General features: G+C 37.8%; 12 protein-coding genes and 1 pseudogene. 1 reads left to right on the forward strand and 12 read right to left on the reverse strand.

Going from position 1 to position 13,631, the window contains the following annotated elements; translation table 11 throughout:
- Together QVO97_RS10825 and QVO97_RS10830 are read right to left on the reverse strand one after the other, a co-directional pair.
- Nucleotides 1–713 (reverse strand): ZIP family metal transporter (locus tag QVO97_RS10825; RefSeq protein ID WP_288189671.1); only part of this gene is annotated, 713 nt, incomplete at its 3' end.
- A 341-nt stretch (nucleotides 714–1,054) separates the two neighbouring features.
- Complete coding sequence (locus QVO97_RS10830; protein WP_022360338.1) at nucleotides 1,055–1,291, reverse strand: hypothetical protein; 237 nt, start codon at nucleotides 1,289–1,291, stop codon at nucleotides 1,055–1,057.
- A gap of 156 nt (nucleotides 1,292–1,447) precedes the next feature.
- On the opposite strand from QVO97_RS10830, the gene QVO97_RS10835 reads away from it, so the two are divergent.
- On the forward strand, nucleotides 1,448–2,827 hold the full coding sequence (locus QVO97_RS10835; protein WP_022360339.1) for an MATE family efflux transporter: 1,380 nt from the start codon (nucleotides 1,448–1,450) through the stop codon (nucleotides 2,825–2,827).
- Between the two features lie 106 nt (nucleotides 2,828–2,933).
- Here QVO97_RS10835 and QVO97_RS10840 read toward each other — a convergent pair whose 3' ends face one another.
- From QVO97_RS10840 to QVO97_RS10885, 10 genes and pseudogenes are all read right to left on the reverse strand, one after another.
- Nucleotides 2,934–4,523 carry an AAA family ATPase gene (locus QVO97_RS10840; protein WP_022360340.1) on the reverse strand — a complete coding sequence of 530 codons (1,590 nt, stop codon included), beginning with the start codon at nucleotides 4,521–4,523 and terminating at the stop codon, nucleotides 2,934–2,936.
- Nucleotides 4,524–4,640: 117 nt separating this feature from the next.
- The gene (locus QVO97_RS10845) at nucleotides 4,641–5,465 is read right to left on the reverse strand and encodes a hypothetical protein (protein WP_022360341.1); all 825 of its coding nucleotides are present in this window, start codon (nucleotides 5,463–5,465) and stop codon (nucleotides 4,641–4,643) included.
- Between the two features lie 185 nt (nucleotides 5,466–5,650).
- Nucleotides 5,651–6,535, reverse strand: a complete 885-nt coding sequence (locus QVO97_RS10850; protein ID WP_288189674.1) for an O-antigen ligase family protein — start codon at nucleotides 6,533–6,535, stop codon at nucleotides 5,651–5,653.
- Nucleotides 6,536–6,920: 385 nt separating this feature from the next.
- Nucleotides 6,921–7,835 (reverse strand): sugar phosphate nucleotidyltransferase, encoded by a 915-nt coding sequence (locus QVO97_RS10855; protein WP_022360343.1) that lies wholly within the window; start codon nucleotides 7,833–7,835, stop codon nucleotides 6,921–6,923.
- 24 nt (nucleotides 7,836–7,859) lie between these two features.
- Nucleotides 7,860–8,804, reverse strand: a pseudogene (locus QVO97_RS10860) (glycosyltransferase family 2 protein).
- Between the two features lie 95 nt (nucleotides 8,805–8,899).
- Entirely contained in the window at nucleotides 8,900–9,418 is a 519-nt protein-coding gene (locus tag QVO97_RS10865; RefSeq protein ID WP_288189676.1) for an acyltransferase family protein, read from the reverse strand.
- Between the two features lie 11 nt (nucleotides 9,419–9,429).
- The gene (locus tag QVO97_RS10870) at nucleotides 9,430–10,017 is read right to left on the reverse strand and encodes an acyltransferase family protein (RefSeq protein WP_022360347.1); all 588 of its coding nucleotides are present in this window, start codon (nucleotides 10,015–10,017) and stop codon (nucleotides 9,430–9,432) included.
- A 5-nt stretch (nucleotides 10,018–10,022) separates the two neighbouring features.
- The gene (locus QVO97_RS10875) at nucleotides 10,023–11,486 is read right to left on the reverse strand and encodes a glycosyltransferase family 39 protein (RefSeq protein WP_022360348.1); all 1,464 of its coding nucleotides are present in this window, start codon (nucleotides 11,484–11,486) and stop codon (nucleotides 10,023–10,025) included.
- Between the two features lie 42 nt (nucleotides 11,487–11,528).
- Nucleotides 11,529–12,947: a glycosyltransferase gene (locus tag QVO97_RS10880; RefSeq protein ID WP_022360349.1), complete on the reverse strand. Its 1,419-nt coding sequence runs from the start codon at nucleotides 12,945–12,947 to the stop codon at nucleotides 11,529–11,531.
- 39 nt (nucleotides 12,948–12,986) lie between these two features.
- Nucleotides 12,987–13,631: hypothetical protein (locus QVO97_RS10885; RefSeq protein WP_288189678.1), on the reverse strand; the 645-nt coding region annotated here is incomplete at its 5' end.

Genomic DNA, 13,631 nt, shown 5'->3' on the forward strand with positions numbered 1-13,631 from the left:
TCCTCCACAACCACGTAAATCATCGCCCCTGCTGCAAGCGCCAGGAGAACCGGCAGAACCGGTTCCAGATAGCGGTACGCGGCGATCGTCGCAAGCGCCCCGATCGGCTCGACGATACCGGAGAGTGTTCCCATCGCAAATGCCTTTTTCCGGCTCATCCCCGACTCACTCCGAAGCGGCAGGGAAATGATCGCTCCCTCCGGGAAGTTCTGAATTGCAATTCCAAGTGAAAGTGCCAGCGCCGCTGCAAGCGTGATGCCGCTCTTTTCTGCTAAGAATCCGGCAAACACCACTCCGACTGCCATGCCCTCCGGGATATTGTGAAGTGTGACCGCCAGAACCAGCATCGTTGTCTTCTTGAGCCCGCACATATGTCCCTCCGGCTCATCACTTCCCAGATGCAGATGCGGAATCAGGCGATCCAGCAAAAGCAGCATCAGAATACCCACCATAAACCCAATAGATGCCGGCAGAAATGCCAGACGCCCCATCGCTTCGCACATATTCATCGATGGAATTAAAAGTGACCAGACCGACGCCGCCACCATCACCCCCGATGCAAACCCCAAAAGCGTTTTCTGGATGATCGGCTTTAACTCATTTTTCAAAAAAAAGACGCAAGCTGCTCCCGCCGTCGTACCGGCAAACGGAATCAAAACCCCAAGTAGCGTATTATGATCCATATTCATTCCCTTCTCTTTCTTTTTTAACATCTGAGCGGTTCTTTTCCCGGAACCTTGTTTTTTTCCTTCTATTTCTCTTTGAGGTACCGGTTTGATCAAAGAAGTCATCTCAAGTTCCTCTGATTGAATATTCCTATTGTAGCATATGCACCTTTCTTTTGCACGGTTCCTTTTTATCATTAAGCCGATTTCATCCGCCAATCCCGGCTCAAATCCGATTCAAACAACCCTCTGTTTCGGCACCGGCATTCTTTCATATATTTCGTTTACAAACGTTTTTTCACAAAACAAAAAAGAACCAGAAACCAGGCTGTCCCTAATTTCCAGTTCTCTTTTCATTCTTTGAATACAATGATTTATCGCTTTTTAATTTATTTCTGCTCAGAATTCTGTTTGATAAACTCATGAACATCGTTTACGCTTAAATTGCTCTCTTCGATCGCATCCAGTAATTCGCTTAATTCAGCTTTACGGATCTCAGCCGCTAATTCCTTTTTCTCTGCTTTCAGAGCTTTAACGGTTTCTTCTAATTTAGCCAGCTTCTCTTCTACCGCTGCCAGCTTCTCTTTGTTTACTTCTAATGCAGAACGTTTTGGTCCTCTCGGCATAATACATACCCCTTTCGTTTTCTTTGAGAATAGCACAAATCTCTTATTTGTGCAATATCGAACTTCCTTTTTTGAATGTCTTTCTCTCTGGACAAATTTCTTTTACTTTATTATAATATCAGGTTGTATCCAAACGCAAGAAAAAAAGGAGTTTGTATGAGTAATTCCAATACACAGAACGATTTCTCCAAAGGAAGTATCGTTAAAAATATCATGAATCTCGCAATCCCGATGACGCTGGCGCAGCTTATCAATGTCCTGTACAACATCGTCGACCGCATCTATATCGGGCGCATTCCCGATCACGCCACTCTATCTTTGACCGGCATCGGGCTTTCACTGCCAATCATCACGCTCGTCATCGCATTTGCCAACCTGTTTGGCATGGGCGGTGCTCCGCTCTGCTCGATCGAACGCGGGCGCGGGGATATCAAAGAAGCCGAGGCAATCATGGGAAATTCCTTCTCCATGATGCTTATTTCCGGTGTGCTTCTGACCGTGCTCTGCCTGATATTCCGCAAACCAATGCTGTATCTGTTCGGCGCCAGCGACGCTACTTATCCATATGCGGATGCCTACATTACGATCTATCTGCTCGGCAGCCTGTTCGTGATGGTCGGGCTTGGCATGAACTCGTTCATCAATTCACAGGGCTTCGGGCGCATCGGCATGATGACCGTCCTTTTAGGCGCTGCCGCCAATATCCTGCTCGACCCGATTTTTATCTTTGTGCTTCACATGGGAATCCGCGGCGCGGCGCTCGCCACCATCCTGTCGCAGCTTCTCTCCGCTATCTGGATTCTGCGGTTTTTAACCAGTGACAAAACAATTCTGAAACTGAAATGTTCTTCCATGCGTCTTTCCGCACGGAGAGTCCGGAAAATCGTCGGTCTCGGTCTGTCCGGTTTTACGATGGCGATCACCAACTGCACCGTCCAGATCATGTGCAATGCAACCTTACAGGTATACGGCGGCGATCTCTACGTCGGCGTTATGACCGTTATCAACTCCATCCGTGAAATTGCAACGCTTCCGGTAACCGGCGTCACCCACAGCGCCCAACCGGTGCTCGGTTTCAATTATGGAGCAAAAGAATACGGACGCGTTAAAAAGGCGATCGTGTTTACCTCTTTTATTGCAATTTTATATACAACCGGTATCTGGCTGATCGTCGATGGTTTCCCGGCATTCTTTATCCGCATTTTTAACCAGGATGCCGAACTCATCGCAGCAGGTATTCCGGCGATCCGCTTATACTTTTTCGGATTCTTTATGATGTCGCTCCAATTCTCCGGACAGTCGATTTTCGTCGGTCTGGGCAAATCCAAAAAAGCGATCTTTTTCTCTATTTTCCGAAAAGTAATCATCGTCGTTCCGCTGACAATCCTGCTGCCAGGTATGTTCGGAATGGGCACCAACGGCGTATTCGCCGCCGAACCGATTTCCAACTTTGTCGGCGGAATTGCCTGCTTTGGAACGATGCTTTTGACGATTTGGAGAGAATTGACGAGATTGCAGAAAGGGAAGGATTCTTAAAGATAGAGAGGTTATTTATTTAACTGAAAATGGCTAAAAGTTTATGGGACGGACTTTTAGCCATTGCTGTATATAACGATAATTTTTACTATGTCAAAAATATACATTAATTTTTTCCATATGTTTCAATTCGACACGTATGTTCCTTCCTTACCTTATCATAATTAATTCCAACCAATAAAATATTTCCCATATAATTTAAAATCGATTCTGGATAGTTCTTTTCTTTGATTTGCTGCAGCGCAGTCTGTGCATTCTGATTCCATTTAAGTTCAATTACCAGCGCCGGATAATCATTCTTGTACTCTGGTTTTGGTATAAATACAAAATCCGCAAATCCACGTCCTGTCGGTAGTTCCCGAACTGGTTTAAAATAATATTGCATCGAACTCAGATAAGCAATCGCGAGAACACTGCTCAAAGAATTTTCATTATGATATTGAATAACAGATACATATTCATCATGAATCTTCCCGAGCTGTGATGCTACTACTTCCTCGTCCAAATCCAATGTTGCATCCAACAACCTCTCCGACTCTTGCTGAAACAGAAACATCTCATTCCAGCGTTTACTTTCTACCGCCTTAGTCAACTCCTGCCGAATTTCTTCATTCGGAACAAACGCCATCTTTTTCGCCTGATCATAGCCTAAATACCCCAAATGAATCATATATGTCAGCACATCGTCTTTACTCTGAATATTCGAAATATCATTTCCAAATGTTGATGTATCTACCTTCACTTCAACTCCAGACAGCATTTCGATAATTGCCGTTTTCAGTCCGTCATAATCCATATTAATGAGCGGCACAATCGCCTCATAAGACGCGGTTTCCGACCAATAGCTCTTAAATTCACCATCTAGCATGACACTCACAACTGCTTTGGGATTATAAACCTGACAATTTCTTAGAACATATCCATCATACCACGCCTTTACCTTATCAAATTCCACCTGATAGCGTTCTGAAAGTTCTTTCACCTCCGCCTCCGTAAATCCAATATACGGAGACAAGCGACCCGCGCTCAACATCGTAAATTCGTCAAAATTGTTCAGTGCCGACTGGGTTTTCTCTTTTTTAATAGGAAGAATGCCCGTCAAATAAGCAAGTTGAATATACTTGGTCGGTTCCGTTCCCTTAAACAATCCCCTCAGGAAACTTATATATTCATCCTGAATTTTCGAATTCGCCGCCATATCACGAATCAGAACATCCCACTCATCAATAATTACAACAAACTTATTCTTCGTTGCATTACAAATAAATGACAGTGCTTCTGGAAGCGAACACGTGTCACTCGGTATTGCTTCTGAATAGTATTTTCTTAATTCCTCAATCGTTTTCTCTGTAATATACGATACAACCCTGTCGGCACCCCCAGCAGCTCCTATACACCACTGGATATCCCAGTGAATCACATCATATCGGTTTAGATGTTCCTTGAAATCCGGGCTCTGACTAATTTCAAGTCCAGAAAACATATTCCCTGAATCGCAGCCCTTACTGTAATACGCTGTCAGCATATCCGCCGTAATCGACTTTCCGAACCTTCTGGGACGGCTATTGCAAATATATCCCTGCAATGTATTCATCACCTTATTGGTATACGTCAACAAACCTGTTTTATCAATATAGATTTCCGAATTCAACGCAACTTGAAACGCTGAATTATCCGAATTCACAAAAATCCCCATATTGACACACTCCTTTCGAAGTTGTTGCTTTGCCTGTTCATAATATTAATCATATTTATATGATTAATATTAACATTTGATAGTTTGAATGGCAAGATCATCATTCAAAACGTTCCTCTACTTCTCAGCCATCCGAATCAGCAACTCCAATATTTTAATTGCCATCTCTTCTTCCCGCATCCAGCCATTATAAACATCCTTCATGTCCTTCAAAATTATGCTTTCATCCGCCACCTCATAAAAGCGTGTATTTACTTTTTCTATGACAGCTTCATCCGGCACATCCTCTTCCATAAAATACATACTCTCTCCATAAATTCCCTTCCTTTTACCACCCATAACATCCCCTAATACCACACTTCCAAAATTTTCCATTCTGCAAGGCGGCAGTTTGAATTCCTCTAAAACAGAATCAAGAATTCTCTTCACTTCATCCGACGCCCCTTTTCGTTTCGTTAAATAACCATCCAGCGCACCAAACAGGCGTTCCATTTGTCTCTTCAACTCCGCTGGGATCTGAAGATAACGGCTGTCCAATTCTATCTTCCGCCATTCAGCATACTGTGGATGCGGTTTCATCGTCTGATGCCCCGTCCTGAATTCAATAAGAGAAGGATATGGATTTTCTTTCAATATGTTTTTATGGATGTTTACAAGTTCATCATAAAGCGGTCGATAAATTTCCTGCGCTCTTTTCCTATTCAATTCTTCTTTTCGCTGCTGTGTGTTGACCCATATAGATCCAAGCAATGAAAAAACAGCACCGATAACTGCTCCAAGCAATGTTCCGATTATACCTAATAGGGTTTGAGAATCTGCTCGCGTGAAAAGATTCACTTGTCTTAACAATGTCACAAACGTAAACAGAACAAGAATGACTCCACATATATAGATGCAGATTTTGAATTTACTGAAATAATATTTTAGCTTTAAAAATATCATAAATCCTCACTTCTTTTTGCAAAGATTTTTCTTGTATTGTATCATTTCAAAAAAGAATTTGCAAAGATTTACCCAATCTATTTTTCAACTTCTTTTCTTCTTGCATCCTCCCCTTACATATACTATTCTATGAAAATAGCAATTCCAGCAAAGCGGTCACTTTATAAAAAAGAACGGCTGAGTTTTTACTCCTCAGTCGCTCTTTCATCCACACACATTTCCCGTCCGCTCATCCCCGCCATCACAATCACAAACCAGAAAAACGGCTGACGGCAATTCATCAGCGTAAAACTTTCCGCCAACAGCGCCAGCACCGCCGCGCGCTGTGCCCGATCACATCGAATCACATTTCGTACAATCCAATATACAAGCACCGCCGCCGGAATGATACCATACGAAAACCAGACATCAAAAAAGCTCGAATGAATCTCATTCACATGAAATACATCAAACACGCCCGGGCTCAGAAGCTTTTCAAACCCATCATATGGAATAAACCGCTCAAAAAAGCCCTCTCCTGCCCCATATAATAAATACTGCGGTTCCAATACCAAGCGTTCTGCACTTCGATCGTAAAGCAAATCATAAAGATTGCCATTTGCCAGTTTCCAGAGTTTCTGCTGAATCCGCGAAAAAAGCGTGTAGCTCGTCTGGGAAACATCAAAATCAGCCCCCGGCAGGATCCTATATACCCCGACAGCCAGCAGCACCACAAAAACCGCGCCGCCTATCCACCACAGCTTTTTCCGCTTCGAATGGCAGCATCTGTCCCAGAAAATCTGTCCGATAAGCACACAAAAGAATACAAGCAGACCGACAAACATCCCCGTTGATTTTGCCTTTCCTATCAAAAACACTCCCAACAGAAACATTCCCCAGAAGCCGATACGTGTTTTTGCCGTATAAATCGCTTTCCGCCGATACCCCATAAAAAGTACCAGCATCATGGTAAAAATAAAAAATGCAAACTGATTCGGATCATTGAAAGTTCCCATAAACCGGGCACCGCCCCAGGATTCATGGAAATAACGCCCATGTCCAGAGAATAAAACAAGCAGCTGGAATACCATATTGATACGGCAAATCCAGCACAAGCCCCGCATAAAATCTTCCGAATACAATGTCCTGAACATCCATATCAGACACGCGGAATAAATCCAATACATCGTATGCAACGGGAACTCCCGATTGGAAGTCCGGATAAAATAGATTCCATTAATGATAGCAGCAAAGATGAGAAAAAAAACCCACGGAAGATCCTCCCGGTAAAATAATTTTGTCCGGTTCTTCCATGTTTCATAAAATGTCATCACACAGGCAGCCGCAAAAAACAGATCTGCAATCCCAATACTGCCGCTTGGGAACAGATAAAATTGTTTCAAAAAAACAGCTATGTAAAACAACCAACTTGCCACAATCTACTTCTTCCCTTTCGTAACAATTCTGCTTCTTTAATTATATCCATAAATTTTCTGGATAACATCCAGCCGTTATCATCCGGCTAAAACTTTCCTGCGCTGGCTCAATGTCTTCCTTATAAGTAATTCCAATCCATTTATCCGATGTAGAAAGCACCTTAACCGAAGCCGCTTCTTTTTCCAGCAATTCCGCTACGATATTCGGAAGGAGATATTCCTTTTTCTCTGGATACTCACCTAGTTGATCTAGAAATCTAGGAAAACCTTCCCTAATATATTGTAAAAAATCCGGATATCCCGCCCACATATTCATCGAAACCATCGTGTCTGGTGTAATCCAGCCTTCTACTTCTGCATTATCGCACCGAATCTTGCCGTCTATCTTCTGAATCCCGGTTGTCTCAATTACCTTTACAAGATAACCTGTTTCACCTGCCACACAGACACCTCTAGTAACGGCGCCATTCTCACTCAAAGTATTTTTCAGAGAAAATCCCGCCATCGCCAGAGGTATTTTCCCGTCCTCGTGCTCTCCCGAAATCAGGAAATCATGCAGCTTGACAAATGCTTCCTTTCCATAATAGTCATCTGCATTGATAATCACAAACGGCTCTTTCACGATATCCTTACAAGCCAGGATCGCCTGTCCTGTACCCCAAGGTTTCACACGCCCCACTGGGACTTCATATCCTTCTGGCAGATCCTCCAACTCCTGATAAACATACTCGACCGGCATGACCTTAGACAATCGGTTCCCGATCACTTCTTTGAATTCTTTCTCAATCGCCTTGCGAATTACAAAGACAACCTTTGTGAATCCTGCTTCTTTCGCATCATAAATTGAAAAATCCATGATAATCTCCCCGTTGGGAGCCATTTTCGCAAGCTGCTTGATACCGGTTCCGAAGCGGGAACCAATGCCAGCGGCCATGATGATGAGGGTCGTGTTCATTTTTTATCCTCCGTAGCATAAAGATTAATTCACTTTTTTTACTGTTTCCTTATTTGATTCAGAAATAATATAATGCGGTCTATGCTTTGCTTCATTATAAGTCTTTGCTATGTATTGCCCCATAATACCAATACTAAAAAGCTGTATTGCTCCAATAAAAATAATTGCACACATAGTAGATGCCCATCCTGCAACTGGATCTCCAAAGCACACCCTTCTAATTATAATGATAAGCATCATAATAAATGCTATAAATGTCATTCCAATTCCACTCCACGATGCAATACTAAGAGGCACTTCCGAAAAATTAATAATTCCATCAATAGCATACTTAAATAATTTCCAAAAATTCCATTTCGTTTCACCCGCTACACGCTCAACATTTTTATAAGGTAACCAATATGTTTTAAATCCAATCCATCCAAAAATACCTTTTGAAAATCGATTATACTCTCCCATCGATACGATTGCACTCACCATTTCCCGTTTCATCAACCGAAAATCTCTTGCTCCATCTACAATATCTGCATCAGAAATTTTATTAATAAGCTGATAAAATTTTCTAGCAAACCACGAACGTATTGGCGGTTCTCCTTCACGGTTTTCTCGACGTGTCGCAACACTATCGTATTTGCCAGACTCTAATATTTTTATCATCTCAGGCAATAGTGATGGGGGATCCTGCATATCCGCATCCATAACTGCTACATAATCTGCATCTGCATTGCAAAAACCCGCATACATTGCAGCTTCTTTTCCAAAATTTCTTGAAAAAGAAATATATGTAACATTGTCATTCTCAGCTGAAATTTTTTTTTAAATTGAAAGTGTTCTATCTTTTGAACCATCATTTATAAAAATCAGTTCATATTGACAGGACATCTTTTTTACGATTTTCATCATTTCCTCATAAAAAACTGGAAGTGATTCTTGCTCATTATAACATGGTACAATCAAAGATACTTTCATATTTTCCTCCAGTAAAATGAATTCATCAAAAAGTAATGCATCGTTTTTGCAACATTCCTAAATGAGAGCATCAACGTTCAGGATTAATCATCATTTTATAGTCCATGTTCTATTAAATGTTCAAAAATCCTATCCTTATTCTTACTAATATTTCTTTTTATAGAATCTGAAATCCATAATATTGTATTAGAAATAATAAAACTACATATAAATAAAGCTATAAGTTTTTCATGGTATGTAGCATTTCCAACATTCAATATTTTTCTTTCATAAAACGATTTTACCAGTTCCATACATTGCCAGTGAACAAGATAAATACACGTACTCAATTTTCCCAAATATTTGCATACACTTTCCCATTTTGTAAATTCATTCAAACATGTGATACTTACACAAACAAATAAAATCGGCAATGTTACAAATCCCAAATTTCCATCTACATAGCTATGAATCGTAGGCGTATTATTATATGCAATGAGCCAAATCACTCCATAACCTAGTATGGCAATAAGGTCACATACATATATAACATATTTTTTTATCTCATAGTTTTTCAATTTTTCTACAAAATAAAAAACCAATGTTCCACAAACCACTCCTAAAATAGCTCTCAAATTATCCGTCTTTATGAACCCAGACCCCCCCCCGTTGCGATTGTTCCAAAATTAAATGACATATAACCACTTATCAAAAAAACGCTTAATGGTGCAGCGTAATAAAGATACCAACTTTCTTTGTAACGAATAATCGGGTATATCAACCACTCAGAAAAAAGCATAGCGGAAATATACCACCAAGTTCCATTCACTCCAACAATTGATATACCAGAACTATTCATAAAAGCAAATTCAAATGGCAACTTCAATATATACGTAAATAATGTCCATTTTTCTGGACGTTCATTTATTATTAGTAAATATAGCCATACAGACGAACAGAAAATAAAAGCCATAATAAAATATCCATATAATCCCTTTATTCTCCTAATTATATAATCTCTTATGCTTAATTTATTAGTATATATTGAATTTACAAGCAAATAACCAGATATAACGAAGAAAAACTCAACACCAATAAGAGCATAACCAAAAACCAATTTATCGCCTTCTCCGGCCAAAAAAATCCCATGCGAAAATACAATCAAAATACTAAATATAAATTTCAGTATATCTAATAAACCATTATATTGTCTTCTATATCCATCTACTATCATTTTTTCTACTCTTTCAAAGTATATAAACAATAATTTTCGGTAAAATTCACCCGCAAATAGTTGTTTTGCAAAATATCTTGTATGATATTTGTTTCATTATCTGTCAATATCCATTTTGCCTGTTTTGAAGCAAAGGTATCATAGATTGCACCTTTCGTTTCGGGACTAAGATTTCCTTGCCATTCTTGAATAACAAAATATTTATAACAAGGCATTAGATCTTCCAAAAGGTATAATTCCTTAAATTCATTTCCACCATAAACAACAAAACTATTTTTTTCGTTTGAAGGGATCTCATCAAGCAATTTCTCCCATTCTCTATCTGTTTTACTTTTAAAATTTTTTCTATAATCGAAGCTTTCAATCATCAAAGTCCCGTCATTAATGAGAAGTAAGCTTAAAATATTTACGCTAATTAATCCTAATAATACCTCCTCCCACTTTTTATCTAAAAGTAAACCTGTTAAATAATTTATCATAATAGGAATTTGTACAACACATACTAGAGGATATTGCGGAAATGCATCTCCACTTAAATACATAGCTTGCTCCAAAAGTCCCGTCAAAAAATACAATCCCGCTTCATCATATTTCTTTTTCATTAAAGCTATTATAGAAATAATAAAAGCAGATAAAGATAGAATATAAAGCAAAAAGTATAGCTTTACATCGTTTCCAGAAGCCGTTAATAACCAGGATTTTCTTCCCTCTGCATATTCAAAATTATATAATAATGTACCATAAATGCATTCATACAATCCACGTTTTAATGCAAAATATACCACAAATGGAATAATCACAATTCCACTTCCCATTAAACCAGATATAATGTTATTTTTAATATTTGTATATTTTCTCTTGTAGACCAAATATATAAATATAAAAAGTATCCCTGCACAAATCGGTATAAAATTTGTAATTCTGGTCGTCAAACAAATTCCAAAAGTTACCCCATATAGCCCTCCCGCTATAATGCAATGTTCACTGTTATTTTTCCTCTCTTTCCAATATTTAATAATTTCATAAAAAGACCAACTAATGAATGGAATGCAATATTCCTCAACAGTATTTCCATCTCCGTAATTGCGTTTCATTATAATAAGGGTAATAATAACCACCATAAATCCATATACCTTATTTTCATAAAACAACTGACTAATTTTATAAAATGCAATTAACGAAAAAAACAAAAAGAAACACTGAATAAAAGCCACACCATATTTTTGTCCATTTGCCAACCAAAAACCCAACATATCAATCCAAAAGATAAACGGTCCTTTATGATCAAACAAATCAATATATGGCACCTTTCCTAAATACCATGCTTTACCTATTGTTAAAAATTGTGCTGAATCTCCACCATAATAATATGGGAACAATGGAGATGTGCTGTAAGAAAAAAGCAGTACATACAACATTGAAAGACACATAATCAAAATTATTTCTGTTTTTTTTATTTTTCTGTTCATAATTATCCGTTCAGTAATACTTCCGATTCCTTTCCTAAAAGTTTATATTATCTTTTTATATACTTCTGCATTCTCTTTGCCAATATATTTTGCTACAAGTTCATATGTTTCTTTCTTATTTTTTATTCTATTTAAGTCTTTCTTTGCTCGTTCCTTATATATTTTTACAAATTCTGCCTTTATCTTATTCAATGCATATAAATGCGTCTGAACTTTGCTAACCTGCAAACAATCATTGAGAATTTGATTTTTTTGGCTCACAATAGATTCTTCCAGATGATCGAATATATCAAAATGCACATACAATCTTTCATCATCCACTGCAACATCCTGTCCGGGGCGCGACAATCTGTAATAGTATAAATATTCATCAATTGCTATTACAGATTTGGCCGCAGCAAAGACCTCAATTTTAAATGGAAGATCATCAAATCGTCTTAAATCCGTATAAAAATGTATTTTATTCTTCTCTAAGAAACTCTTTTTATAAATTCCTCTCCAAATAGCCACCCGACAATGCATAATCAAATTCCATATTTTCCTTTGATCCGTTGTTCCATCACAATACGGCCATCCTAATGCATCCTTTACCCTCTTTGTTGTTTTTGTATTTTCATAAAATTCATTATAGCCACAATAGCTCACATCATAAGAGCCGATCATTGCTGCGCGAAGCAATTTTCGAAACATACTCTCATCTATGAAATCATCTGGATCTACAAATCCAACATACTGTCCCTTAGCTTTTTCAAGACCAAATTCTCGTGCTGAAGCACATCCTCCATTTTCTTTATCTAGTAACTTAATTCGTGAGTCTTTCTTTCCCCATTCCAAAACAATATCTCTTGAATTATCTGGAGAACCATCATTTACAAATAAAAATTCTACATACGGAGCCTTCCATGTTGTTACACTTCTTATACATTCATCTAAATATGCAGCAACATTGTACATAGGAAAAATCACACTCAATTCTATTTGAGATTCTTCTTTTCTATTCCATACTAACATTTTTGGTTCTTTATTCTTTCGAATTGTCTTTATCATGATCGTTGATGTAATTTCTTTAAACATCTCCCATGTATTAAAAGCGCCCGTATAGCCTTCTAAAACCTCTGCAAATAAATAGTTTGGCTTCCATATTAATGCTGTTATTAATTCTTTAGGCATTATATTTGTTGTATATAACGCCCACTTCTGCTTTTTACCTTTAAATTCATTTTGATTTACATAAGCAACTTTACTACAATATTCTTCATTATATTTTTCTATTTCTGTTTCACATTTCTTTACAATCTCATTTCCAAACTCCTGATCAAATTTTCCAATAATTATAAAATCATCAACATATATATTGTTTAAAATTTCCACAATCGTTCTATATTCGGACGTTTTATTTATCCAATATACAACTGTTTGTATTTCTGTATTTTTATTTAAAAAGCATATAGCTTCATTCATTATATTTTCCCCTTTGTTTCAAACTATTAAATCTGTTAATTATTTAAAAAGATATTTTTTTAAGGACCATTTTATTGTATATATCAATCCATGATCTTGAATACATTTTAATCCACCATAAATAAGACCTTTTTTCTTTTCTCCATATTCTCCAAGTATTTTTTCTCTTTCGTCATAATCCCTTAAGAGCAAATATTTTTCATTTTTGACTATTTCGAATAATTTACTTTCCAGATTTTTTTTATTTGAAATATTATTTAAGTAAAATTCAGTATCTTTCTTATCTAACTCTGAAAATAATCCATGAAGTCCATCCAACAACGGAGCAATATATTCTAAATTAGTAACATTGATACTCCATAACGAATAATTCAAAATTAATCCAACTACATAAGCACGCTCCGTTTCATTAAAATCATTTTTGTTTTGGACATCTAACAACTGTTGAAATATCGGAATCATATCCAATCTGGATTTCCCACCGCCTGCTGTTATTTGTCCCCCTTGATTTATACGATAAAAGAATCCTACTTCCGGCAACGCCATGCATGTATTTGCTCGATTCAACAAATAAAAGTGCCCTGGTATATCTTCCCACTTTAATTTTTCTGGAAATTCAAATTTATTTTCTTTAAGAAAATTTGTACTATAAATTTTTCTACAAGCATTTACTTCCAACGCATA

Source organism: Clostridium sp. CAG:43 (assembly GCF_000434655.1).
In the GTDB taxonomy this organism is placed as follows: Bacteria; Bacillota; Clostridia; order Lachnospirales; family Lachnospiraceae; genus Otoolea; species Otoolea fessa.